The organism is Sphingomonas sp. Xoc002 (genome assembly GCF_050408055.1).
GTDB lineage: Bacteria > Pseudomonadota > Alphaproteobacteria > Sphingomonadales > Sphingomonadaceae > Sphingomonas > Sphingomonas yabuuchiae.
The window spans coordinates 1,095,836-1,121,377 of record NZ_CP191175.1 but is presented as its reverse complement, the minus strand read 5'-3'; the positions used below and the strand labels follow the sequence as shown (position 1 = coordinate 1,121,377).

The window sequence follows — 25,542 nt, the reverse complement described above, 5'->3', positions numbered from 1 at the left end:
CCCCTTTCTTTTTGAGAGGAGTGGAAAGGTGCTTTTCAGCTTCGGTTTTTTGACCCTGACCGATCTGCTGAGCTGGATCATACTGCTGACGCTTGGCGCCAAGGCCGTGGCGACGATCGTTATGCTTATGGCCGGACGCCATGTCATGGACCAACCCGGATGGGGATCGGTCCTGTGGTGGCTTACCAAGCTGACCCCGGTCATCGCCATACCCTGCGCCATCACGCTCGCGGTGCTACGCAAGCAGAACGACGCCACCCTCGTCATAGCGGCTATGGCCCTGTTCGTCATCATCGCCGTACCGCTCAAGATACGGCAACGCCGGGCGCGCATCAGCCACCGCCATGGCGATGCCGAAGCCGTTTGAACGGCCAACGGTCAGCAAAGTGTGAGGTCAGGCGATCCAGAGCCGCGAACCCGCCACAATCTGCCACGCTCCATCCGGCTTACGCCGTAGCATATAAAGGTTACCCGTACCGTCCAGCGAACCCATGCTCTGGCTGTAGGCGATGATGGCCGTTGCGCCGTCGGAACTGACGGCCGGGATCGAAACGGTTTGAACGACCGCCTCGAACGGCCGATCGAGGCTGGTCTTGACGACCTTGGAAACGGCTCGACCACCATAAGCTATATGGTTCCGGGCCAGAATATTGCGGACAGAGGGACATCTGCTGACGGCATTACGATCGCCGACCTGCTGGAACGCCCTCATCAGGGTTGCGGACGGGGCGGCCGCGTCCTTCGATGGACCTTTTCCGACCGTTTCCCAGACCAATTTCGCCAAGTCCGCATGAAGGGGCTCGTCTTGGCTGGTAAAAACCATCGGCCTGCCCATGTCCGCGTGAATCACCATTTCCACAAACGCCGTCGCCGCCTCGCATGGCGAAGGCGTCGCCGCTGGCTCCGCCGGTACGGCTTTGCGGCAACCCATCAGGGTGCCCGCCAGGACAAGAATTGTAGCGTATCGACCCACCTTCATATGGAGAATATTTGCGAAGCCCCATGGCGCCGCAAGGCCCGGACTGTTCGCCGATCGGCATTATCTTATGCCGCCGTGACGGAGGCGCATCGGTATGACAGTCATTGTTCGAGTACCGGTCGCAGCGGCGGCGCTGTCGGCAGCGACCGGTGCCGCGCCCGCGGCCCGACCCGGCAACGCCAGGGGCGACTTATGCGCGCGATGGCCGAGGTCATCGGAACCAAAACGCGCTGCCAGACAGAAGCCCCGGCCTGACGGATCAGGTCGCGCACGGCGCGGCGACCTCATAGACGAACAGCCGCCGCTCACCGATCCTCAATAAAGGCCACGCCGCCCGCCATTCGGCGATATGCAGCGAAGCAAAGTGTCGATCAAGCGCCGCCTGATCGATCCACAATTCCTTCACATGAATGAGGCCGGGATCGAGCACATCCTCGGCATAGCCATAGTCCAGGCATCCCGGCTCGGCGCGGCTGGCCTCGACCATGCGCCGCATGACCGGCCGTGCGCCATTAAGGTTTTCCGGCGGCAGGCGGATGGTGCCGACGATCAGCAGCATGTCAGTTCGCCACCGCCACCCGCTTGGCCGACAGGATCTTGACCGGCGCGGCCAGCATCTCGCCCTTGAACGGTCCCTTGGCGGGGTCGGCGGGCTGGTCGAGGATCTTGTGGATGACGTCCATCCCCTCGACCACATGGCCAAAGGCGGCATAGCCCAGATTGTCGCCGGGCTTGGACGGATCGGCGTCGAGCGAGGGCTGGTCGCCGACCATGATGGTGAAGTCGCCGCGCGCCGATCCGGGGGCGAGGCGCGCGATCGAGATGGTGCCGTCCGTATGCTTGATGCCGGTCTTGGTCGTCGGCTCATGCGCGATCGGGGGCAGGATGCGCTTGGGCTCGTTCTGAATGCCGAACTGGACGAAGCCGAAATCGGGCGCGACGCGGACCGTGCGATAGAAGGTCACGCCGTCCAGCCGGTGCTGGTCGACATAGCGCAGGAAATTGGCGGTGGTGATCGGCGCATGGGTGCGGTCGAGGTCGATCACCACGGGGCCAAGGCTAGTCTGCATCGCAATGCGGACCATGACGGGCTTGGGGGCCTCAATGGTGGCGGGGGCTGGCGGGGTCGCGGAGGTGGTCTGGGCGGCAAGCAACGCGAGGGGCAGGAGCGCGATCATCGGGATCTCCGGGTACGGAACTGGCGTCAGGGTAGCGGGGATTTGGGGCGGGGTGTATCCCTTGGGCTTCGACTTCGCTCAGCCTGAACGGGGTTGGGGCAGATCACACCAAACACCCGAAGTCGAAGCCCATGCGCGCCCTTACGGAATAAGAACCGTACTTCCCACCGTCTCCCCCGCTTCGATCGCCCGGTGCGCCTCGGCCGCATCGGTCAGCGCGAAGGACTGGCCGATCTCCGGCGTAATCGCGCCCTTTTCCAGCATCGCGAAGACCCGCGCGATCAGGCTGCGTTTCTCGTCCGACGTGACGGCATAGTCGAACAAGGTCGGACGGGTCACGAACAGCGAGCCCTTCGCGGCCAGGATGCCCAGATTGACGCTGTCCACCGCACCCGAGGCATTGCCGAAGCTGACTACCAGCCCGCGCCGCGCCGTGCTGTTCAGCGAGGCTTCCCAGGTCGCCTTGCCCACGCCGTCCAGCACCACGGGCACGCCCGCGCCGCCGGTGATCTCGCCCACGCGGGCGGCGACGTCTTCCTGCCGGTTGAGAATGACATGATCGGCCCCCGCCGCGCGGGCCTTCTCCGCCTTGGCCTCGGACCCGACAGTCGCGATCACGGTCGCGCCGATCGCCTTCAACCAACCGACCGCGAGATGCCCGACCCCGCCCGCCGCCGCATGGACCAGCACGGTCCAGCCGGGTTGTACCTTCGCGCAATCCTCGATCAGGAAAGCGGTCGTCGCGCCCTTCAGCAGGATCGCCGCCGCCGTCCGGTCGTCGACATGGTCGGGCAGCGGCACCAGCAGGTCGGCCGCGACGTTGCGCGCCGTGGCATAGGCCCCGCGCGCCGGGCCGAACACGCCCACCCGGTCGCCGACCGCGAAGTCGGCCACACCCTCACCCACCGCCTCGACCACGCCCGCCGCCTCGGAGCCCAGCTTGCCCGGCAGGTCGATCGGGTACAGCCCGCTGCGGTGATAGGTGTCGATATAGTTCAGCCCGACCGCATGGTGGCGCATCCGCACCTCGCCCGGCGCGGGCGGGGGCAGTTGCTCGTCACGCCACTGGATGACCTCGGGCCCGCCGGTCTTGTCGATGAAGGCGGTCTTTTCCATGGCGACAAACTCCTGTTCGCATTCGCGCGGGCCAACGTCTCAATAGTCCCTGGATATCCGCACATTCACATTCTGCCGCCCCAGCGTCGAGATGCTGGAGAGCAGCGACAGCCAGCGCGTCACCTGGAACTCGATCTGCGTCGCCGAATAGCCCTGCCCGTCGGTGATGATTTCGGCATAGAAACGCCGGGTGATGTACTTGCCCGCCGCCACGGAAGTGGCGCGGCCGATCTGGACGTCGGCGGGCAGCACGCGAAGCCGGTCCAGCCCCGCCGCGCGCCGCACCGCGTTGATCGGGTTCAGCCCGTTGCCGCCATCCTGCAGAGCGGCGACGGCGGCGGCGAGCTGCAACGCTTCCGGCGCGGACAGGCTGGCGATCGAGGTGCCGAAGAGCAGGCGCGAGAGCAGCTCGTCATTGGGCAGTGCGGGCGTGCTGGAAAAGCCTATCTCGGGCTTCAGCGCGGTGCCGGTCACGCGGATCGTCGCGCTCAGGCCCTGGACATTGGCGTTGGCCGCGATGTCGAGAGCGGGGTTGGCAGGCACCTCGCCGCCGAAGCGGATGATGCCGCGTGCCAGATCGAACTCGCGGCCTGCAAATTCATAATCGCCGCGGATCAGCGTCGCCTGGCCGGTGATCGCCGGATTGTCCGGCGTCCCGCCGATCTTCAGGTCCGCCGACCATTCGCTGTTCAGCCCCAGGCCCGACACGATCAGCCCGCCCGGCGCGCGCGCCTTCACGGCCAGCGTCCAGGGCTTGCGCGGGACATCGTCCTCCTCGCCGCCGCCCGGGATATTGATCTCGCGGATGTTGAGCTGCGGCACGGCGGTCGCCGCCGTCGCGCGGCCCAGCCGATAGCGGCTGCGGTTCAGCACCACATCGCCCGCGATCGTGCCGCCCGCGCCATCGGAATGGAAGGTCAGCGGCCCGGTCACGGTCGCACCGATATCGTCGCGCGCGATCATTGTCGCATTGGCGGCGTTGAGCGACAGATCGAGGCCGACCCCCTTGGCGGCGGCGAAGTCGAACTGGCCGGTGCCGCTGACCCGCCCGTCCTTGCCCGCCTGCGCGGCGAAACGATCGATGACGAGGCGCGATCCGCCGAACCGGCCGCTGGCCTGCACGTCGGTCAGGACGGTGCCGGTGGTCGCACTCTCGATCCGCGCGCCGACCGCCTTCACCGCGCCCCGGATGACCGGCTGGCTCAGCGATCCCGTCACGTCCGCGCCGATCGCGACCGGGCCGGACAGGTCGAACATCTCGACCCCGGTCAGCCGCCACAGCGTATCGGCGGGTCCGGCATAACGAAGCTGTGCGATCAGCCGTCCCGCCTGCATCCGGCTGGCCCAGTCGCCTGCGCCGCCGGGCATAATCAGCGCCTGGCCGCGCCCGATGATCTTGCCGCCCGAGGCCATGACCGCGCGCACGCCCAATCGGTCGGCGGACAGCACACCCGCCACACCCATGTCGATCGGGCGAGAGGTCAGGACGAGGCCCGCCCGGGTCAGACCCCGGATGGTCAGGTCCGCCTTGCCGGTCGGCGCGCCCGTCGCCTGGCGGACGGTCAGCGTGCCGGTCGCGGTGCCGCCCAGCCCCAGCCCCGGATAGCCGATATCGAGCACGGCGAGCGGCATCCGCGTCAGGCTGGCCTGGATCGCGGTCGAGTCCCGGTCGAACCGGCCCGCCAGCGTCGCTTCGCCGCCCGCAAAGCTCAACCGCGTCGGCGCAAGCGCCCAGCCGTCGCCGTCACGGGTGACGACGGCTGGCGACAGCAATTGCAACGGCCGCCGGTCGAGCGTCCCCTGCGCCGTGGTCGAGAAACGATCGGGCGCAACCTGCGTCACGGTCTGGATCGAAAAGGCACGGCCGCGCGATCCCGAAATGCCGACCCGCACTTCGCCGTTGCCGCCGCGCATCCGGGCGGTGCCGGTCAGTTGCGCGATGTTGAACGCGCCGCGCCGCAGCCCTTGCGCATTGGCCGTGCCCTCGACCGAGGCTCCGGCGGGATCGAGCAGCGCGATCAGGTCGACGCGGCCCTGTCGGACGGTCACCCCCGAAATCTGCGCCTGGCGTGCGGCCAGATGCGCCTCGATCCGCTGAACCTCGCCGACCGGGCGGAACAGCAGCTCGCCCGACAGGCCGCCGCTGCCGATGTCCATGCGCCCCGCGAAACCGCCCGGCACGACGGTGAGTGCGCCCGTCGCCCGCGCCCCCGCGACCAGCAGAGGCTGAATCTGGATCACCGCATTCTGCCCGCGCGGCAGCAGGATCGCCCCGCCCGCCTGGAACGGCCCCAGCCGCGAGCCGCCTGCGGCGCGGAAGGCAAAGCCCTGATCATTGGAGTCCAGATGCAGCCGCACGTCGCGCAGGCCCATCGCCGCATTGGGCGAGGCGAGCAGCAGGTCGAGCGTCGGCCGGTCGATCCGCCCGTCCAGCACCATCTGGACCGGGCCATAGCTCCGCTGCCGCCCGCCGCCGACAAAGTGGAAGGTGCCGTCGCGCCGCCGGATCGCCTCGCCGGTCAGGCGGATGTCGGGTCCGGTCAGCACCAGGCGGCGGAAATGGAAGACGCCGTCGGTGCCGCGCTCCAGATCGGTGGTCAGGTGCGGCAGCCCGCCCACCAGCGATCGGAGAAAGGCGTTGTCGAGCCGCCGGACCTGGGCTTCGCCACGCCCGACGACACGCGTGCCATGGCCGTCCGGGCCGGGCACGGCGGACAGGCGCGATTTCACATCGACGATGCCGAGGCCAGGGATGAGGTAACGCTGAAGCGCGCCGTCCAGCCCGACGTCATAACGCCCGTTGGTCAGGTCGATGCGCAGGTTCAGTCGCCCCGCCAACTTGTCCGAGCGGAGCGCCAGCCCCTGCCCCATGATCTCACGCGGGGTGATGCGTAGGTCGCCCGCCGCCGACAGCCGGTGGAGGATGCCCCCCGCCGCCTCGCCCACGCCGGTCACCCGCGTCGCGGTGAAGCGCACCGGCAGGGTCAAGGGCCAGCGGCCCTGCAACCGGCCCTTGCCCGTCGCGACGGCCTGCTCGAACCCGGTCTGGTCGAAGGCGAAGCGCGTCGCCGCCAGCCGATAGTCGAATGCCGCCCGGTCGAACGCCCCGTCGAGCCGCAGGGTCATGGCGATCGCCTGTCCGCTCATGTTGCGGAACAATGCCTCGGGCCGGACCAGCCTGGCGTCGACGCGCAGCCCCTCGAACCGGTTCGCGCCCAGATCGACGACGCCCCGCGCCTTCACACGCAATGCGGGCGAACGCAGGACCAATGCGCCGTTCAACTGGCGGTCGGCAAAATCGGCCTGTCCGGCGACGATGACGCGCGGCGCGGTCAGCCGCTGGAGCCGCCCATGCAGCACCAGCGATGGCGCGATCTGTCCCGACAGGGCGTATCGGCCCGCCTGGGCCGACAGACGCAGGTCGACCGCACGCTGTCCGCCGATCCGGCCTTTTGCCACACCGTCCCAGCGCGTCCAGCGTCCCGCCCCGGCAACGTCGAGCGAGACGGGGGCACGGACGCCCGCCGCCCTGGCCAGCACGCCGTCCTTCGCGCCCCGCGCCTCGACCGCCAGATCGAAACGGTTGTAATCCGGCCGCGCGTCGAGATGCAGGCGTAGCCGGTCGCTGCCCGCCACCACCCCGTTCAGCGTGACGACCGCACGGCCGTCGCGAATGTCCGCCCGCCCCTCGACCTTCGCCACCCGCTCGCGGCCCAGCACGCGCGGCGCGAGGACCAGCCGGTCGAGCCGCAACCGGTCGATGCGGATATCGAAATCGGGCAGGATCGGGGTCTGCCGCCCCGTGCTCCGGGTATGCGGCACATGGAACAGCGTCGCCGTCGCGGCCTCGACCCGGCGGATGTCGAGCGTGCCGCGCGCCCAGTTCAGGGGCCGCCAGTCGAGCCGCGCCTGCGGCACCTGCACCAGCAGCCCGTCCAGATCATAGACGCGCAGGTCGACCAGCCGCATATCGGCATAAAGCGACCCGTCGATCCGCCCCACGGAGAAACGAAGTCCCGTTGGCGTGCGGATGGTCGCGATCCGGTCCGCGACCCAGCGGTGCCCGATCGAGGTATCGACGATGCCCAGCGCCGCCAGCACGATACCGACCAGCGCCGCCACCGCGATCGCGACCGCACGCCCCCAACGAAAGCCGCGCCGCGCGACAGGTGCGGGCTCCACATCCTCGGTCAAAACGCCTGTCCCAGCGAGACATAGACCGCGACCCGACTATCGCCCTTTTGCGGATTGAGCGGGGTGCCGACATCGAGGCGGATCGGCCCGAAATTGGAATAATATCGCACGCCCAGCCCGGTGCCGAAGCGTAGGCCCGTCAGGCGCGGCAGCGGCGAGGTGGAGATGTTACCCGCATCCAGAAAGGGCACCACGCCGAAATTCCCGAAGGTGCGCACCCGCGCCTCGATCGAGAACTCGGCCAGGCTGCGCCCGCCGATCGGGTCGTTGTTCGCGTCGCGCGGCCCGATCGCCTGGAAACCATAGCCGCGCACCGAAGCGCCGCCGCCCGCATAGAAACGCCGCGACGGCGCGATCTGGTCGCGCGGCGCCCCCAATATCGTACCCAGCCGGGTTCGCGCGGCCAGCACCACCCGGTCGCCGAACGGGTGGTAGAGGCTCGCATCGATCTGGGTCCGGGTATAGCCGAACACGCTGCCCTGCAACGACACCTCCGGGCTGATCCGCCCGCCCAGCCGGAAGCCGCGCGTCGGGTTCAGCAGGTCGTCCGAGCCGTCGTAATTCAGGCTGGTTGGCAGGGCGCCGATGAAGAAGGTTCGCCTGCGCGGCTGCCCAGTGCTCTCGATCACGTCGCGCTCGTCGGAGGTCAGCAGCTCGCCCCCCAGCGACCAGGTCCAGGTCTTCTGGAAGAAGATGTTCGTCTGGCGCTCCAGTCCCGCCGACAGCGACAGCGTCTTGGCCTCATAGGCGTCGCGCAGGATGTGCGCGGCCGAGAATTGCGCGGTCAGCACCCGGTCGCGGCCCTGGAAATTGTTGCGGCGGAACACGACCGCGCCCAGCTGTTCGCGCGTGCCGAGCACGCTGCGCAAGGTCAGCGCGCCCTCGGGCGGGAAGAGGTTGCGGTCGGTCCAATTCACCGTCGCGCTCGCGCCCTCGCCGGTGCCGTAACCCAGCTCGCCCGCGATGGTGTGCGGCGGCGCGGGTTCCAACGCGACGGCGATGTTCACCGTCTCGGGCGTGTCGCCGGGCACGGGCTTCACCTCGACCGACGACACGAGGCCCGTCTGCACCAGCGCGCGGCGCAGATCGTCCAGTCCGGCGGAGTCGTAAGGCTGGCCGGGCGAGAAGCGGGCGATCTCCTGGACATGTTTGGCGTCGAACAGCGTGTCGTTCGCCATCACGATCCGTCCATAGCGGCGGGACGACCCCGGATCGACCGTCAGGTCCAGCGTCGCGGTGCGCGCGGCGCGGTCGACCACGATCTGCGGATCGCCCACCTTGGCGAAGGGGAAGCCCTCCTCGCCCACCACGGTCTTCAGCCGCGCCTCGCCCGCGACGATGGTATCGGCATTCACCGGATCGCCCGGCTTGATCCCGAACGCCTTTTCCAGCGGCGCGGCCTTGTCCCCCGCCGCCGTCACCCCATCCAGCGTCACACCGGCGAAGCGATAGAGATTGCCGGGCACCGCCTCCAGCAGGACGGTCGGCTCGTTGCCCGGCTCGATCCGGGTCGTCACCTGCGCGTCGTAATAGCCCGCCCCGCGCAGCAAATTGGTCAGCAGCTGGGCATCCTCGCGCGCGCGCCGGTCGAGTTGCGCGGCGTTGGCGGGCTCGCCGTCATTGGCGTCGAGGGTGGAGAGTTGCTCGAAACGCTGGCGGACCAGCTCGCCCGCGCCGTCGATCCCGTCGACCCGCCAGCGATAGCGCCGCTCGGCCGCAGCATCGACGGTGGCGGCCATGGTCGCCATCGGATCGCCCGGCGCGGTCGCCAGATCGGGCCAGGCGACGCCGATCTCCGGCAGGGGCGCCAGCGGGGCCGAGGGGTCGAGCATGGTCGGATCGTCGGGCAGGTCGCTGCCCGGTATCGTCTGCCCCATAGGCGTCGTGGACGTCGGCGGGGCAGCGGGGCTCGCGACCTGCGCAGCCGCAACGGCGGGCCAGCCCGCGCCGCCAAGACCCATTGCCAAGCATATGATGGCGGCCGAGCGGCGCGGCCGCCCGACGCGGACCATCATGCGCCAATCCCTAGCCGCGCGGATGCGACAGCGACACCCCAAAGCACCATCATCTAGACAGATTTGCGGATCCGGTCGTCGCGAAGCGCTTCGGGTCCGCCGGACGGTCCACCTAGTGAACGGTGCCGATCGCCTCTTCGCTGGACAACAGGTCGATCAGCCGCTCGATCTGGCGCCAGCGGCAGAAATGGATGTGATTGCCCTGATCGCGACTGCGATCGGCGCGCGCGGCCGCTTCGCCGCTTGCCGCCAGGCCAAAGGTTTCCATCATCTCGGCGGCGTCCGCCACGTCTCGATCGGTCAGGAACGGCGCGACATAGGCGTCGCGAAAATCGCGCATGGAATCTCCCCCCGGAACCGCGCTGTGAAACTTCGGAGGGCACCCCTAGGCGCGGGTTATGAATTTAACCACCCCCTGAAATGGTTAACCCGATTTCGACCATGGATGGCTGGTTTCGTGCCCCCGCGCATGGCAGGAATGGCGCCATGACCGACCCGCAAAGACCGCGCTCTCCCCAGTCTTCCGCTCATGCCGGGGGCATCTTCATCGCATTGGGCGTGGTCGGCGGGATCGTCGCGGGGCTGGCGACCGGCGAGGTCACCATGGGGGTTTTGATCGGACTGGCGGTCGGGGTCGCTGTGGCACTGCTGATCTGGTGGCGGGGTAGGTAAGTCATAATCCTCCCCGGTTCGGGGAGGTGGCAGGCCGAAGGCCTGACGGAGGGGGGCTTCCACAAAGGTCGTCCCTCGTCGCAATCCCCCTCCACCGTCGCTGACGCGACGGTCCCCCTCCCCGCGAGCGGGGAGGATCAGGAAGGCAAGCGCATCTGCCAGACGACGCGCCCGATCACAGCGATCGGACCGTCCGGCACAGGCGGCGCGGCGGGGTTGTCGCTGGTGGCGACCAGCCCCCCTGCCCCCAGCCTTACCCGCTTGACCATCAGCGCATCGCCGACCCGGATCACGTAAAGCCCGCCGCGCGCATTGGGCCGGACATCGCGCTGGTCGACCACCAGATGATCGCCGTCGAGCAGCCCCGGCGCCATCGAATCCCCCCGCACCCGGATCACCGAAGCCGCCCCGTCGCTCAGGCCCAGCCGCCGGGCCAGCCCGCGATCGATCGCCTCGACACCGATCATCACCTCGTCATCGACCGTCGCCCCCGGCCCCGCCGACGCCGCCACGGCCAGCCGGGGCACCAGCATCGGTCCGGTGGCAGCCACTGCCCCCAGCCGCGTCTCGGCCACCCCGAAAAACTCCGCCAGCTGCCGCCGGTCGCCTTCGGCCAGCACACGCGGCGTGCCGCGCTGCACGAATTGCTGGAGATAGGCATCGTTGCGCCCGATCATCCGCGACAATGCCGCCAGGCTCACCCGGGCGTCTGCCGCAAGCGCCTGTAATGTCACCCTGATATCCGCCTCCGCCATAGGACCGAATATAGCCATAGGATTTTTCCTAGACAAGTTGGAAATCGGAACAGATCATGAACAGCGGAACAGGAATCGGACTTTGGGAGAATGTCCATGGAATTGTTGCGCATGATCGACCGCTATCTGAAAGCCAGCCTCATGCCCGAGACGAAGTTCGGGCGGCTGGCGGTCAACGATCCTCGGCTAGTCAGCGACCTGCGCAAGGGGCGCGAGCCGGGGCCTGAGATGATCGCGCGCGTCACCGCCTTCATCAAGGGACAGACCGCATGACCGTCCATGCCCGGATCGAGCGTGCCATGCCGCCGCGCACCATCCCCTGCCGCCGCCCCGCCGATCGTGGCGAACGGCTGGCCCGCACGCTGGTGGCCCATGCGGCGCGCACCGGATGCGTGGTGCGGTTGACCGTCGCCATGGTCGAACCCTGGTGCTCGGCGACGTTCAGCGGATCGGTGATCGCCCTGACACTCGACGCCATGCCCGGCCCCGCCCTGACCCGCTGGCTGGCCGCTCTGCCCGAGGCGGACATTCCGCTCGGCCGCGACCTGATCGCCGACATCGCGGTGGAGGCGGAGCCATGCCGGTTGCGTGTCCTGCTGTGTCAAGACGCGGCGAACGGATGACAGGCGCATGAAATTTTCCTTGATATGTTGTAACAAGACTGTAGTCGGCATGGCATCACAAATCGGAGCCGTCCCTTGTTCAAGCCCGTCCTCCTGTCCGGCCTGTCCGCCACCGCGCTTGCCAGCCTGCTGGCCGCTCCCGCCACCGCGCAGACCGCCAATGCCATGGCTACCAATCGCGGCCGTGAGATCGTCGTGACCGCACCGGTCCAGCAGTCAGAGGCCGATGTGCTGTCGGGCACCTCGATCGTCACCGGCGCGGAGTTGGAACGCTCGATCCGCCCGACCATCGGCGAGACGCTGGCGCGCCAGCCGGGCGTGTCGGCGACGTCGTTCGGCCCCAACGCCTCGCGCCCCGTGCTGCGCGGTTTCCAGGGCGAGCGTATCCGCGTGCTGACCGACGGGATCGGCTCGATCGACGTATCGAACACCAGCGTCGACCATGCCGTCGTCATCAACCCGCTGCTCGCCGAGCGGGTCGAGGTGCTGCGCGGCCCCTCCGCGCTGCTGTTCGGATCGTCGGCGGTGGGTGGCGTGGTCAACGTCATCGACACGCGCATCCCTCGCTCGGTACCGGAAAAGGGCTATCGCCTGTCGGGCATGGCGACCTATGGCTCGGCCGCGACCGAACGTTCGGTCGCGGGCGCGGCGGATGTCGCGGTCGGCAAGCAGTTCGTGCTGCACGCCGATGGATCGTACCTGAAGACCGACGATCTGAAGATCGGCGGCTACGTCCTGTCCCCGCGTGCCCGTGCCGAGGCCCAGGCCTCGGCGGCGCAGGCCCCCAACGACCCGCTCGACTTTGCGGGTGTCGCCAACCTGCGCGGCCGCCTGCCCAATACCGCCAGCGAGACATGGACGGCGGGGGTCGGCGGGTCGCTGATCACCGACACCGGCTCGCTGGGCATCGCGTACAGCCATTATGACAGCCTGTACGGCGTGCCGGTCCGCTACGCCCTGACGCCGGGCAGCGAGGAACCCGAAGCCCCGCGCCTCAGCTTGTTCCAGAACCGCCTCGACCTGCGCGGCGAGATCGAGACGGGCGGCGGCTTCCTCGACCGCATCCGCCTGCGCGCCGGTGCCGCCGAATATCGCCACTTCGAGCTGGAAGAGGATGGCGAGGTCGGCACTGCTTTCTACAACAAGGGCATCGAAAGCCGCCTGGAACTGGTCCAGACCAAGCGCAATGGCTGGCAGGGTGCGTCGGGCGTGCAATTCTTCAACCGCGACTTCGACGTGCGCGGCGAGGAGGCGTTCCTGCCGCGCAACAACACCGCGCAGGTGGGCCTGTTCACCCTGCAACAGCTGGATCGCGGCGCCTTCAAGATGGAGGCCGGGGCGCGCTATGAGCATACCTCGCTGACTGCGCGGACGGCCGTCAGCGACGACCGCTTCTTCCGCGGTCAGCGCAGCTTCGACGCCTTTTCGGGCTCGATCGGCGCCAGCTATGGCTTCGCGCCCGACTGGCGGGCGGGCCTGAACCTGTCACGCACCGAACGCGCACCGTCCGCCGAGGAACTGTTCGCCAACGGGCCGCACGCCGGGACCGAAGCCTATGAGCTGGGCAATCCGGACTTCAAGAAGGAGTCGAGCTGGGGCATCGAGGCGACCGTCCACGGCCATGGCGAAGGCTATAGCTTCGACGCCTCGGCCTATTACAACCGCTTCTCCAACTATATCTATGACGCGCTGGTCCAGCAGGGTCCGTGCGAAGCCGCTGCCGCGCCGTCGGGTCGCGAGGTCGACCTGCCCTGCTTCACCTATGCCCAGGCCGATGCCCGCTATTACGGCATCGAGGCGGAGGGCTCGCTGCGGCTTGCCACGATCGGCGGCTATGCGATCAATGCCGACCTGCTGGGCGATTATGTTCATGCCCAGATCATCGGCACCGGCCCTGCCCCGCGCATCCCGCCGCTGCGCCTGCTCGGCGGGCTGGAAGCGCATTCGGACAGCGTGAACGCACGCGTCGAGGTGGAGCGCAGCTTCAAGCAGACCCGTGTGCTGGGTCTGGAAACGCCGACCGACGGCTTCACCCTGGTCAATGCCTCGGTCCAGTTGAAGCCGTGGGGCGCGGTCAATCCGACGACGCTGACCCTGTCGGCCAACAATATCTTCGATGTCGACGCCCGCCGTCATGCCAGCGTGCTGAAGGACTTCGCCCCGCTCAGCGGTCGCGACCTGCGCGCGACGCTCAGCTTCAAGCTGTAAGCCAGTCTTTCCTCCCCTTGCAGGGGAGGTGGCAGGCCGAAGGCCTGTCGGAGGGGTGTCCCGGCTGGCGAGGCTTCCTACCCTCACCACGGGTGACACCCCTCCACCATGCTGCGCATGGTCCCCCTCCCCTTGCAGGGGAGGAATAGGCACCGGGGGTGGACAAAGCGTGCCGCCTTCCCGAGAAGCGGGGACATAAGGAGAGAAAACAATGTCCCCGATGGGCAAGTTCGACTGGGCGGACCCGTTCCTGCTCGACGACCAGCTGAGCGATGACGAGCGGATGATCCGCGACACCGCGCGCGCCTATGCCGACGACCGGCTGGCCCCGCGCATCATCGACGCCTTTGCCAACGAACATACCGATCCCGACATCTTCCGCGAGATGGGCGAGCTGGGCCTGCTCGGCCCCACCATCCCGGAGGAGTTTGGCGGCGTCGGCGCATCCTATGTCGCCTATGGCCTGATCGCGCGTGAGGTGGAGCGGATCGACAGCGGTTACCGCTCGATGATGAGCGTGCAGTCCAGCCTCGTCATGTATCCGATCCATGCCTACGGCTCGGACGAACAGAAGAGCCGTTATCTGCCCAGGCTGGCGAGCGGCGCGTGGATCGGCTGTTTCGGCCTGACCGAACCCGATGCCGGTTCCGACCCCGGGGGCATGCGCACCACCGCCAGGCAAGTCGAGGGCGGCTATGTCCTGTCGGGCGCCAAGACCTGGATCTCCAACTCGCCCATCGCCGATGTCTTCGTGATCTGGGCCAAGTCGGAGGCGCATGGCGGCGCGATCCGGGGCTTCGTGCTGGAAAAGGGCATGAAGGGCCTGTCCGCGCCGAAGATCGAGAACAAGCTGTCCCTGCGCGCCTCGATCACCGGCATGGTGATGATGGACGAGGTGGCGGTCGGCGAGGACGCGCTGCTGCCGCATGTCGAGGGGCTGAAGGGGCCGTTCGGCTGCCTCAACCGTGCGCGCTACGGCATCAGCTGGGGGGCGCTGGGCGCGGCAGAATTCTGTTTCCACGCCGCGCGGCAATATGGCCTGGACCGCAAGCAGTTCGGACGACCGCTGGCCGCGACGCAACTCTACCAGAAGAAGCTGGCCGATATGGAAACCGAGATCGCGCTGGGCTTGCAGGCGTCGCTTCGTGTCGGGCGGCTGATGGACGAAGGCCGGTTCGCGCCGGAGATGATCTCGATCGTCAAGCGCAACAATGTCGGCAAGGCGCTGGATATCGCCCGCGTCGCCCGCGACATGCATGGCGGCAACGGCATTTCGGGGGAATATCAGGTGATGCGCCACCTGATGAACCTGGAGACGGTCAACACCTATGAAGGCGCGCACGACGTCCACGCGCTGATCCTGGGCCGCGCCATCACCGGGATCGCGGCGTTTTGATCGCTGCGCCATTCCTCCCCATCTATGATGGGGAGGGGGACCGCGCCCGCAGGGCGTGGTGGAGGGGCTTGGCCGGTCCGTCCGGCCCCTCCACCATCGCTGGCACGACGGTCCCCCTCCCCAAGCACAGCTTGGGGAGGATTGAGATATGACCAGACCCGCCCCCCTCGCTGGTCTGAAGGTCGTCGAGCTGGCCCGCATCCTCGCCGGTCCGTGGGCGGGGCAGGTGCTGGCCGATCTCGGCGCGGAAGTGGTCAAGGTCGAAAGCCCCGAGGGGGATGATACGCGCCGTTGGGGGCCGCCCTTCATCCCCAATCCCGACGGGACGCAGGACGCCGCCTATTTCCACGCCGCCAATCGCGGCAAGACCTCGGTCGTCGCCGACTTCGCCACGCCCGAGGGACAAGCCAAGGTCTACGCGCTGATCGCCGACGCCGATATCGTCATCGAGAATTTCAAGCTCGGCGGCCTGGCCCGCTACGGCCTGGACTATGACAGCCTGTCGGCGGTCAATCCCCGCCTGATCTATTGCTCGATCACCGGCTTCGGCCAGGACGGCCCCTATGCGCCGCGCGCCGGATACGACTTCATCGTGCAGGGCATGAGCGGCATCATGGACCTGACCGGCGAGCCCGGCGGGGCACCCCAGAAGATCGGCGTGGCGCTCGCCGACATCATGACGGGGCTTTATGCCGTCATCGCGATCCAGGCGGCTCTGCACATGCGGACGCGGACGGGGCGCGGTCAGCAGGTCGACATGGCGCTGCTCGATACGATGACCGGCGTGCTGGCGAACCAGGCGATGAACTATCTTGCCTCGGGGAAGACGCCGACCCGGCTGGGCAATGCCCATCCCAACATCGTGCCCTATGCGGCGTTCCCGGCGAGTGACGGCTGGTTCATCCTGGCGGTCGGCAACGACGCGCAGTTCCGCCGTTTCGCGAACGTCGTCGGGATCGACGGCGACGATCCGCTGTACGCGACCAATGCCCTGCGCTGCGAACATCGCGCCACGCTGACGCCGATCATCGAAGCCGCGACCGCCCGCTGGCCGCGCGACGAACTTCTCATGGCCCTGGAGGCGGCAGGCGTGCCGGCGGGGCCGATCAACACGGTCGAACAGGCCTTTGCCGACCCGCAGGTCGTCGCGCGCGGTCTGGCCATCCAGCCCGAACGGCCCGACGGTTCGACCGTGCCGGGCATACGCACCCCGATCCGCTTTTCCGATGCGGACCTCGCCCTCGATCGCGCCGCGCCGATGCTGGATCGGTAGCCCCCTGCCCCGGCATCGGCTAAGCCCGCTTCCGCGATGTCCAGCTTCACCGTCAACAATCAGCCCGTTCGTTATCGCCTGCCGCCCGACACGCCACTGCTCTGGGCGCTGCGCGATGCGTCGAACCTGACCGGCACCAAATATGGTTGCGGCACGGGCGATTGCGGCGCGTGCACGGTCGATATCGACGGCCGCGCGGTCCGCAGCTGTCAAGTGCCGATCGGCCGGATCGAGGGCAGCGTCGTCACCACCATCGAGGGGCTGTCGCGCGACCGCTCGCACCCCGTTCAACAGGCGTTCCTGGCCGCCAATGTCAGCCAGTGCGGATATTGCATTCCCGGCATGGTGATGGCCGCCGCCGCGCTGATCCGAAAAAATCCCGATCCGTCCGAAGAACTCATCCGCGCGCAGATCACCAACCTCTGCCGCTGCGGCATCTACCCCCGCCTGGTCGAAACGATCCAGCGCGCCGCCCGCGCGGCACGGGGCGAGGAGACCATTCCCGCCGCCCCCATGCCCGGCACCGATCCCGGCGATGCCGCCCGCGCCGTACCCGCGCTGGTGCCCGCCGCGATGCGGGACGAGTGAAGCCACTATGGCGCCGATTCTTTCCGCTTGCTGACAGGCCAGTTCAGCAATCGCTCAACGCCATCATGCCATAAACCCGTCATGATCAGGGTCGGCTCGTGCGCCGACACATGGGACGTAGGGCATAATGAACAGGCATTGGATGGCGGCTCTGCTGGCGGCGACCGCGATGGTGGCAGGGGCGATGCCAAGCATGGCGAGCGCGCAGGCGATGATGATGGATCGCGGCCCGCAAGGTCGCCCCGAAGGCGGCCCGCCGCGTGGTGGCCCCGGTGGTGGCCCTGCCGGTCGAGTCGAGCGGAGCGAGGGACGCCCCATCTTCAACAATCGCGAAGCCTTCCCCGAAAACCGCCCGGCCTTCCGCCCGGACCATCCCGAAGCACCCCGCGCGCCCCAACCCGCTCCCCGGTTCGAGCAGCGCGATGGCGGCGGACGTGGCGGCCGCTGGCGGCCCGAGCCCTCGCCCGCGCCGGTCCCGGGCGAAGAGCGCTCCTGGGGTGGCAATCGCGGCAACTGGCGCGATCAGCCCCGACCCGATTCGAGGCCGCAACCCGATCCGGGGCCCAGCGGCGTACGGGTCGACCGACAGGATCGCGGCCCCGGCTCATGGCGTGACGACCGCCGGGGCCAGTGGCAGGACCAGCGGCGCTGGCAAGATCGGGGGCAAAATCGAGGGCAAGACTGGGCGCAAGATCGAGCGCGTGAACAGGATCGGCGCTGGCGCGACGACGAGCGGCGCCAGCGTGACGACCGCGACCGCTGGCGGCGCAGCTTCGGCGACTGGCGCGACCAGAACGACCAGGCCTATGGCTTCGGCGAACGTCGTGCCTGGGCGAACCAGTGGAATCGCGGCTGGCGCGGCGACCGGCGTTACGACTGGATGGGCTGGCGCTCGATGAACCGGGGCGCCTATCACCTGCCGCGTTATTACGGGCCGAACGGCGGCTATGGTTATCAGCGTTTCTCCAGCGGGGTGATCCTGGAGCCGATGTTCTTCGGCGAGAATTACTGGCTGGACGATCCCTATGCCTATCGTCTGCCGCCCGCCTACGGCTCGTATCGCTGGGTACGCTATTACAATGACGCGGTGCTGGTCGACCTGCGCAGCGGCATGGTCGTCGACGTGGTGTACGACATCTTCTGGTGATCGGGGCGGGAGGGACGCGCGAAGCGTCCCTCCCCTCTTGTCTTTGGCCCCGCATCGTCGCACATCCGCGAACATGTCGTTCTTCCAGAGGAAGCCGAAGGGCCACCCCGCCGCCTCGCCCTTGCGCGCCCGTTTCGCGGTGACGGTTGCCGAGCATCTCGATGCGAACCCGGCGGTGACGCGCGTGGCGACGGACACGGCGCAGATCTATTATTATCCCGACTTCCTGACGCCCGCCCAATGCGCGACGCTGATGGCGATGATCGACGCCAATCGGCGGCCCTCCACCCTGTTGTCCGATCGACCCGATTACGGGTTCCGCACGTCGGAAAGCTGCGACATGGCGCGCTGGTCGCCGGATGTTCAGCCGATCGACGAATCGATTGCCGCACTGCTCGGCATCGCGCCCGAACAGGGCGAGACGATGCAGGGTCAGCGCTACGCCCCCGGCCAGCAGTTCCGCGCCCATCACGACTATTTCCACGAAAGCGAAAGCTATTGGGAAAAGGTGCGCGTCCATGGCGGACAGCGGACCTGGACCGCGATGATCTACCTCAACGACGTGGCCGAAGGCGGCGCGACCTGGTTTCCGCAGGCGGGCATCCGTGTTGCACCGCGCCAGGGCCTGCTCTTGGCATGGAACAACATGAAGCCGGACGGCAGCCCGAACGAGATGACGCTGCACGAGGGGATGCCCGTGGTCGAGGGCACCAAATATGTCATCACCAAATGGTTTCGCGAGGGCAACTGGGTCAGCTGACCCCCCAAGCCTCTCCCGCCGCTCTTGTCGCGATGCTGCGCTCCGTGGCATGGCCTTCGCGTGAATTTCCCTGATTTCAAGTTCCGCCGATGACCGACGTTCTCGGCATCGCCCAGTCGATCCTGGGCCAGCCCTGGCGCTGGCGTGCGCTGGCCGCCGATACCCGCGACGGCCTGGGCCATGACGATCTGGTTTCCCAGCTGCTGCTCGCCCGGGGGTGCCCGCCCGACGCAATCGAGGCGCATCGCACCCCCTCGATCCGGGGCTTCATGCCCGATCCGTCGATCTTCCGCGACATGGACCGCGCCGCCGCCCGCCTCGCCGATGCGGTGATCGCGCGCGAACCGATCGCGATCTTCGGCGATTACGATGTCGACGGCGCGACCTCTGCCGCCGTGCTCGTGCGCCTGCTCCGTGACCTGGGCCTGTCCCCGCGCGCCTATATCCCCGACCGGATGACCGAAGGCTATGGCCCGACCGAAGCGGCGCTGCTGCGCCTCCAGGCAGAGGGCGCGAACCTGATCGTCACGGTCGATTGCGGCGCGCAGGCGTTCGAGCCGTTGGCCGCCGCGCAAGACGCCGGGATCGAGATACTGGTCGTCGACCACCACAAATGCGCGACCGAACTGCCCCGCGCCCATGCGGTGGTGAACCCCAACCGCCTCGACGAGACCGAGGGAGCCGCCCACGGCCATCTGGCGGCGGTCGGCGTATGCTTCCTGCTGGGTGCCGCACTGATCCGTACCTTGCGTTCGCGAGGCTTCTTCGCCGACCGGGCCGAACCGCGCCTGCTCGACCTGCTCGATCTGGTGGCGCTGGGCACGGTTGCCGATGTCGCGCCGCTGCGGGGACTGAATCGGGCGTTCGTGGCGCAGGGCCTGAAGGTCATGGCGCAGCGGCGCAATATCGGTCTGGCCGCGCTGACCGACGCAGCCCGGCTGACCCGCGCGCCGACCTGCTCCGATCTGGGCTTTGCGCTGGGGCCGCGCATCAATGCGGGCGGGCGTGTCGGTCGCGCCGATCTGGGCGTGCGGCTGCTGACCACCGACGATCCCGCCGAAGCACGCGCGATCGCCGAGGAGCTCAACCATTTCAACGACGAACGCCGCGCGATCGAGGCGGGTGTACAGGCCACCGCCGAGACCACCGTCGACCGCAACCGGCATGTCGCGCTCGTTTCGGGCGAAGGCTGGCATCCCGGCGTCATTGGCATCGTCGCGGGACGGCTGAAGGAGAAGCTCGATCGCCCGGCCATCGTCATCGCGGTTGACGAGCATGGGATGGGCAAGGGCTCGGGACGCTCGATCTCGGGCGTCGATCTGGGGGCGGCGATCCTGGCCGCCAAGGAGCATGGCCTGCTGATCGCGGGCGGCGGCCACGCCATGGCGGCGGGCCTGACGGTCGAGGCGCACCGGATCGGCGAGCTGGCCGAGTTTCTGGAGGAACGCCTCGCCGACGCCGTCGTGCGCGCCAGCGCGGGTCGCGCACTGCTGGTCGATGCGGTCCTGGCGCCCGGCGGCGTCAATCCCGGCCTGGTCGGCGCGATGGAGGCCGGTGGCCCCTATGGCATGGGCTGGCCCGCCCCGCGCATCGCCGCCGGACCGTTCCGCGTGATCCGCGCCGATCTGGTCGGCACGAATCACGTCCGCGCCATCGTCGCGGGCGCCGACGGCCGCAGCCTGAAAGCCATGGCCTTCCGCCAGGCCGACACCGCGCTCGGCCAGGCTCTGCTCGGCGCGGGCGGCACCCGCCGCCTGTGGCTGGTCGGCCGTGCCAAGGTCGACGACTGGTCCGGCCGCGACGTCGCCGAACTCCATGTCGAGGATGCCGCATGGGCCGACTAAAAAAAGCGCTTGACGGTTTCCGCACCCTCCCTTAGAGGCCCCTCCACGCCACCCGGCGGCCCCTTCGTCTAGCGGTTAGGACGCGGCCCTTTCACGGCTGAAACACGGGTTCGATTCCCGTAGGGGTCACCATTGTCAAGGCAAAAGCGGCAGAAATATGCGCTTTTTGCGGACACGGTGCGATTAGCGACATCATCTCGTCCCCCAAAATAATCTGGCTGTGATGGTTGGAAATGAGCCGCCCTGGGTCGAAAGTTATCGATTCGGATATGCCATTGCGTCTCGCATCCGAGTGTGGTTCCGGGCTCCATAACGGCCGCCACGCTTCGAGCGTGAGCCGCTTTTTCCGATCGATGAAAGCCCGAAGCGCGCTCGAAAACAGGCTGATCCTGACCAAGTTATTTCGCTTAGCGCTGCATCCAGGTTAGCATCTCCGTCTCCAGCACAGTCGTGACCGATGCTCCTTGCTTCCCCAGCTCTTCAGCGCGGCGATATTCGGCATGACCTGACACAAAGCGGCCAAAGGGTTGGTCGTCAATGATGACGAGCGTCGTTGTGGTGGTGCCAACCCCTGACATGATCCGCGCCCCGACTCCCGCCAGACATCGTGCCAGTCTTCCATCTCGAGCAGCGCCCAAGAGGGCGACCCGCTCACCTTTCAGGGGACCATCCGCAGCTGTCTTGGGAGCCGGGCCGCGTCGGGTGCTTGCGGGTGCGAGCCATCCGGAAAGACCGATACCGGTATGCTCGATTGCGCGCACGATTACGATACTAGCGGCGCGGGCGTCCTTGAGTGCATCGTGACGTTTGTGCCGAATGCCGAGGAACTTGCTCAGCATGTTCAGCCGATGGCTGGGCAGTTCGGGCCAAGGCACGCTTGGCAACGCGAACGCTATGTCCAATAGAGGATACGCGCCATCGGCAGCAATGCCGCGATCCTCTCCTCGAAAAACGTTCGCAGCGAGCGCATCGTCGGCGCGTCGTAGACCTGCTTTTCGGACCCGAACTTGGTGCGTTTCGTCGTGCGGTTCTCCGCGCCCATGTCGAGCGAAGAGCCGGGGTACCAGCTTTCCAGCACCGCCTTCGATCCGGGCGTAAAGCGGTGCGTGATCAGCTCGATCGTCAGGTCGACACCGGCGATCCCCGCCAGGGCCGCCGCCGCATCGGCGAGCAAGGCGCCATAGGCCTCGCGCCAGCCCTTGGCGGCGATGATCGGTGCGATCGTCAGGCCGATCGGATATCCCGCGCGCGCCATTTCCGCCAAGGCCGCGAGCCGGGCGGCAACGGGCGCCGTACCGCCTTCGAACCGGGCGAACATCGCCGGATTGATCGACGCACGCATCCGCGTACGTTTCTGATGATCAAGGCCAAGCAGCGGCCCGACGTCGGCGAACTTCGTGGTGAAGCGAAGCTGCGCCGCAGCCTCCCAGCGACCGAACCAGGTGATCGCCGTCGAGAGCGATCCGGTGATCGCCTCCAGCCCCAGCGGATCGGTGTAGCAGGACGCCTCGAACGTCGTGCCTTCATGCGCGCGGTCGCGGCTGCGCGAGGTGATGCTGCCCTGCCCCAGATAGGCTGGCAGCCCGTCCAGTATCTCCTCGAGATTGGCGTAGACGCGGGTGATCGGCGGCCCCTTCAGCGACCCTGCGAGATAGCAATAGCTGCAATGCGCCGGACACCCCTCGGCGAGGTCGATCCGCCAGTCGGCGCTGGGTGCGATGGGCTGGAGCCGTCGTTTGGACGGCGGCGCAACCACCACCGCGAGCGTCGATTTTGCTGCCGCATAGGCGCGCCGCGGATCGTCGGGCAGACCTAGTGCAAGGCGATCGCCTGGGAGTGTCTCTACCTCAACGCCCTGCACTTCAGCACGCGCGACGATCCCTCGTCCATGCGCGAAGCCCAGCGCCGAGCGCGTCACCAGCAACCGACGCGGGCGCCAACCTGCCACCGGTCTGGCCATCGTCGGTGCTGTCGATATCGTCGCCATAACCGAGGCAACGAACGGCACCCGCAGATGGTCCGACCGATCGACAGGCACCGCCAGATCGTCTTGGGGTCGGCGCTCCAACGCGACAGGGGGCCAACCTGCACTTCCTCGACACACGCCGTACGCTGGCTTCGCTCCGCGATACCCGCACCGATGGGGCTGTGGTCGGCGGAGAGCCCATATGCGGTCACCCGGCGGCCTCTATCACCCCGCCGACGTCGAACATCCGTCCGCGCGAACCTCAGCGATCGGCGTGGTCGGGATAAGGTGTTCCATTCGCTCAGATAGAATGGCCGTGTTGCTCCTCTTGTGCGCCACGATCGAGCCAAGCCCCTGAAATTGTGGACGTACAGCGGCGAGCGACTTTCGCCAAATGCCCCGGGATGCTTTAATGCGGCGATGAAGCATTCCCGTCCGGGGGCCGTGCTGGCCCTGCTCGCCAGTCTTGCCGCGATGCCGCTGTCCGCGCAATCGACCTATGATCGGGTCGACCCGATGATCGGCACGGGTGGGGAAGGCCACACCTTTCCCGGGGCGGTCGCTCCCTTTGGCATGGTGCAATTTTCGCCCGATACCGACACAACTTGCGTCATTCGGGAATGCTACAGCCATGCGGCGGGCTATCGTTATGAAGATCCGACCATCCAAGGTTTTTCGCTGACGCACTTCTCCGGTGCCGGGCATTCGGATCTCGGCGATTTCCTCATGATGCCGGTCAGTGGGGATAGCGTGCCACTGGAACCCGGCAACGCCGGCAAGCCGGGGTCGGGTTATCGCTCGCGCTATGATCACGCGACGGAGGTTGCCCGGCCGGGCTATTACGCCGTCAAGCTGGAGGATCGAGGCGTCCAGGCGGAGCTGACCGCGGGGACGCGGATCGGCGTCGCCCGCTATCGTACCACGTCCGGCGCGCCGTCCCTGCATCTGGTGCTCGATCTGCGCAGCTCGCTCTACAACTATCCCGGGAAAGTCCTGTGGTCCTCGATCAGGCTGCGTCCCGACGGCATCGTGACCGGCTGCCGACAGACGCGCGGCTGGGCGCCCGACCGAAACCTGTGCTTTGCGATCCGTTTTTCCGCGCCGCTGAAGGGGCATGCGTTCGTCTCGACCGAGACGGACGTCCCTTATAAGGGCTTCCAGGGACCGGGGCGCGGCAGTGACGCGGTTGCGGATCGCGCCGGACGCGCCCTGGTCGCTCGCTTCGATTTCGGCCCCCTGGGCCGACCGCTTGAAGTGACAAGCGCGATCTCATCGGTCGATGAGGCAGGCGCGATCGCAAACCTGGCGAGCGAAGCCGGGAATTTCGATGCGATCCGGGCAAAGACGGCCCGGGCGTGGCGCGCAGCCCTCGACGCGGTGAAGATCGATGCGCCTGCCCCGATCGCCACGTCCGTGGCGACTGCGCTGTATCACAGCTTGCTGGCACCCGCCGTCGCCAGCGATGCGGACGGTCGCTATCGCGGTCCCGACAATCAGGTGCATCGTGCGGAAGGCTACACATTCCGTTCGACCTTCTCGCTTTGGGATACGTTCCGCGCCGAGCATCCGCTGTTGACCCTCATCCAGCCAGCAAGCCTGTCGAGCGAGATCGTGCGGTCACTCGTGGCCAGCCGCAAGGATAGTCCTGATGGCATCCTCCCCGTCTGGCAGTTTCAGGGGCGTGAGACGTGGACGATGATCGGCTATCACGCCGCACCCGTGATCGCCGACGCCTATCTGAAGGGAATCAGAGGTTTCGACGCGGACGCGGCGCTTGCAGCCATGGTCGCGAGCGCGACCTATGCGCCGTACGGCGGCTTGGGCGAGTATATGAAGCGCGGTTATGTCCCGATCGATCACGAGCCGGAGGCCGCCTCCAAGACCGTCGAATATGCCTATGACGACTGGACGATCGCACGGATGGCGCGCGCCATGGGCCGCACCGATATCGCTGCGACATTCGAAAGACGTGCAGGCAACTGGCGGAATAGCTTCGATGCCCGGACCGGCTTCATCCGTGCGCGCAAGAGCGACGGATCGTTCCGCACGCCGTTCGATCCAACGGCGATCAACTACGGATCGGACTATACCGAGGGCAATGCCTGGCAATATAGCTGGTTCGTGCCGCAGGATCAGGCTTCACTCGTCGGCGTGCTCGGCGGCGATGCGGCTACCATCGCCAAGCTGGATGCGATGTTCGAATTCGACAATTCGAAACTCGACTATAGCCATGCCGAGGATATTGCCGGGCTGATCGGCCAATATATTCACGGCAACGAACCCAGCCACCATGTCGCCTATCTCTACAGTTATGCCGGGGCACCGTGGCGGACACAGGCCCGGCTGAAGCAAATCGTCGAGAGCCAGTATCGCCCGACGCCCGACGGACTGTCCGGCAATGACGATCTCGGGCAGATGTCCGCCTGGCTCGTTTTTACCGCGCTGGGCTTTTACCCGGTGACGCCCGGCAGCCTGGAATATGTGATCGGTCGTCCTTTTCTAAATCGAGCCGCGCTTTCCCTACCCAACGGGCGGCAGCTGACCGTGATCGCCGATCGGCTGGACGACCGGCATCCTTATGTCGGGAAGGTGATGCTGAACGGGGTACCCGTAACGCGCGCCTATCTGCGGCACGACGAGATCATGGCTGGTGGCGAGTTGCGTTTCACGATGCAGACGACGCCGAACACCGCCTGGGCGACGCACTCCAAGGATCGACCATATTCTGCCAGCACGACGCGGTGAGAAGGACCCACAACACGAGATTCAGCGGTCAACTGATCCGGTCTTACCTATGCGGGCGGCATATAGATGCGATACGAGCGCGA

22 protein-coding genes and 1 tRNA gene are annotated in these 25,542 nt (G+C 67.4%); 13 read left to right on the top strand and 10 right to left on the bottom strand.

Features of this window, described 5'->3' with window-relative positions:
- Positions 1-28: 28 nt before the first annotated feature.
- Positions 29-367: a hypothetical protein gene (locus ACQR50_RS05185; RefSeq protein WP_428970076.1), complete on the top strand. Its 339-nt coding sequence runs from the start codon at positions 29-31 to the stop codon at positions 365-367.
- Positions 368-394: 27 nt separating this feature from the next.
- On the opposite strand, the gene ACQR50_RS05180 is transcribed toward ACQR50_RS05185, so the two are convergent.
- The 7 genes from ACQR50_RS05180 to ACQR50_RS05150 form a co-directional block, all read right to left on the bottom strand.
- Positions 395-979, bottom strand: a complete 585-nt coding sequence (locus ACQR50_RS05180; RefSeq protein ID WP_428970075.1) for a hypothetical protein — start codon at positions 977-979, stop codon at positions 395-397.
- Between the two features lie 259 nt (positions 980-1,238).
- Positions 1,239-1,538 (bottom strand): putative quinol monooxygenase, encoded by a 300-nt coding sequence (locus ACQR50_RS05175; RefSeq protein WP_428970074.1) that lies wholly within the window; start codon positions 1,536-1,538, stop codon positions 1,239-1,241.
- 1 nt (position 1,539) lies between these two features.
- A complete protein-coding gene (locus ACQR50_RS05170; RefSeq protein WP_428970073.1) occupies positions 1,540-2,157 on the bottom strand; it encodes a peptidylprolyl isomerase in 618 nt (205 codons plus the stop codon).
- 141 nt (positions 2,158-2,298) lie between these two features.
- Positions 2,299-3,273 carry a quinone oxidoreductase family protein gene (locus ACQR50_RS05165; protein WP_428970072.1) on the bottom strand — a complete coding sequence of 325 codons (975 nt, stop codon included), beginning with the start codon at positions 3,271-3,273 and terminating at the stop codon, positions 2,299-2,301.
- 39 nt (positions 3,274-3,312) lie between these two features.
- Positions 3,313-7,467 (bottom strand): translocation/assembly module TamB domain-containing protein, encoded by a 4,155-nt coding sequence (locus ACQR50_RS05160; protein ID WP_428970071.1) that lies wholly within the window; start codon positions 7,465-7,467, stop codon positions 3,313-3,315.
- Positions 7,464-9,482, bottom strand: coding sequence for an autotransporter assembly complex protein TamA (locus ACQR50_RS05155; protein ID WP_428970070.1), 2,019 nt, complete (start codon positions 9,480-9,482; stop codon positions 7,464-7,466). The genes ACQR50_RS05160 and ACQR50_RS05155 overlap by 4 nt, the downstream gene beginning before the upstream one ends.
- Before the next feature lie 112 nt (positions 9,483-9,594).
- Entirely contained in the window at positions 9,595-9,822 is a 228-nt protein-coding gene (locus ACQR50_RS05150; RefSeq protein WP_056439331.1) for a hypothetical protein, read from the bottom strand.
- Positions 9,823-9,968: 146 nt separating this feature from the next.
- Between ACQR50_RS05150 and ACQR50_RS05145 the strand changes: the two genes are divergently transcribed.
- Positions 9,969-10,154 (top strand): hypothetical protein, encoded by a 186-nt coding sequence (locus tag ACQR50_RS05145; protein WP_428970069.1) that lies wholly within the window; start codon positions 9,969-9,971, stop codon positions 10,152-10,154.
- 137 nt (positions 10,155-10,291) lie between these two features.
- Here the strand turns inward: ACQR50_RS05145 and ACQR50_RS05140 are convergent, their stop codons facing one another.
- Positions 10,292-10,909, bottom strand: a complete 618-nt coding sequence (locus tag ACQR50_RS05140) for a S24 family peptidase (protein WP_428970068.1) — start codon at positions 10,907-10,909, stop codon at positions 10,292-10,294.
- A gap of 96 nt (positions 10,910-11,005) precedes the next feature.
- On the opposite strand from ACQR50_RS05140, the gene ACQR50_RS05135 reads away from it, so the two are divergent.
- The 10 genes from ACQR50_RS05135 to ACQR50_RS05090 all read left to right on the top strand — a co-directional run bounded on the left by ACQR50_RS05135 (position 11,006) and on the right by ACQR50_RS05090 (position 20,880).
- A complete protein-coding gene (locus ACQR50_RS05135) occupies positions 11,006-11,182 on the top strand; it encodes a hypothetical protein (protein ID WP_168371576.1) in 177 nt (58 codons plus the stop codon).
- Entirely contained in the window at positions 11,179-11,532 is a 354-nt protein-coding gene (locus ACQR50_RS05130) for a hypothetical protein (RefSeq protein ID WP_428970067.1), read from the top strand. Before ACQR50_RS05135 ends, ACQR50_RS05130 begins: the two co-directional genes overlap by 4 nt.
- A gap of 75 nt (positions 11,533-11,607) precedes the next feature.
- Entirely contained in the window at positions 11,608-13,740 is a 2,133-nt protein-coding gene (locus ACQR50_RS05125) for a TonB-dependent receptor (protein ID WP_428970066.1), read from the top strand.
- A gap of 211 nt (positions 13,741-13,951) precedes the next feature.
- Positions 13,952-15,136, top strand: coding sequence for an acyl-CoA dehydrogenase (locus ACQR50_RS05120; protein ID WP_428970065.1), 1,185 nt, complete (start codon positions 13,952-13,954; stop codon positions 15,134-15,136).
- A gap of 148 nt (positions 15,137-15,284) precedes the next feature.
- On the top strand, positions 15,285-16,409 hold the full coding sequence (locus ACQR50_RS05115; RefSeq protein WP_428970064.1) for a CaiB/BaiF CoA transferase family protein: 1,125 nt from the start codon (positions 15,285-15,287) through the stop codon (positions 16,407-16,409).
- Positions 16,410-16,445: 36 nt separating this feature from the next.
- Positions 16,446-16,997 (top strand): (2Fe-2S)-binding protein, encoded by a 552-nt coding sequence (locus ACQR50_RS05110; RefSeq protein ID WP_428970063.1) that lies wholly within the window; start codon positions 16,446-16,448, stop codon positions 16,995-16,997.
- A gap of 142 nt (positions 16,998-17,139) precedes the next feature.
- The gene (locus ACQR50_RS05105) at positions 17,140-18,144 is read left to right on the top strand and encodes an RcnB family protein (protein ID WP_428970062.1); all 1,005 of its coding nucleotides are present in this window, start codon (positions 17,140-17,142) and stop codon (positions 18,142-18,144) included.
- Positions 18,145-18,217: 73 nt separating this feature from the next.
- Positions 18,218-18,904 carry a prolyl hydroxylase family protein gene (locus ACQR50_RS05100; RefSeq protein ID WP_056439303.1) on the top strand — a complete coding sequence of 229 codons (687 nt, stop codon included), beginning with the start codon at positions 18,218-18,220 and terminating at the stop codon, positions 18,902-18,904.
- Positions 18,905-18,993: 89 nt separating this feature from the next.
- Positions 18,994-20,748 (top strand): single-stranded-DNA-specific exonuclease RecJ, encoded by a 1,755-nt coding sequence (gene recJ / locus ACQR50_RS05095; RefSeq protein ID WP_428970061.1) that lies wholly within the window; start codon positions 18,994-18,996, stop codon positions 20,746-20,748.
- A gap of 57 nt (positions 20,749-20,805) precedes the next feature.
- A tRNA-Glu gene (locus tag ACQR50_RS05090) sits at positions 20,806-20,880 on the top strand.
- Between the two features lie 275 nt (positions 20,881-21,155).
- Here the strand turns inward: ACQR50_RS05090 and ACQR50_RS05085 are convergent.
- Entirely contained in the window at positions 21,156-21,587 is a 432-nt protein-coding gene (locus tag ACQR50_RS05085) for a hypothetical protein (RefSeq protein WP_428970060.1), read from the bottom strand.
- 53 nt (positions 21,588-21,640) lie between these two features.
- Positions 21,641-22,696, bottom strand: a complete 1,056-nt coding sequence (locus ACQR50_RS05080) for an SPL family radical SAM protein (RefSeq protein ID WP_428970059.1) — start codon at positions 22,694-22,696, stop codon at positions 21,641-21,643.
- A 438-nt stretch (positions 22,697-23,134) separates the two neighbouring features.
- Here ACQR50_RS05080 and ACQR50_RS05075 point away from each other — a divergent pair, with 438 nt between their 5' ends.
- Positions 23,135-25,459, top strand: coding sequence for a GH92 family glycosyl hydrolase (locus ACQR50_RS05075; RefSeq protein WP_428970058.1), 2,325 nt, complete (start codon positions 23,135-23,137; stop codon positions 25,457-25,459).
- The last annotated feature ends 83 nt before the right edge of the window (positions 25,460-25,542 follow it).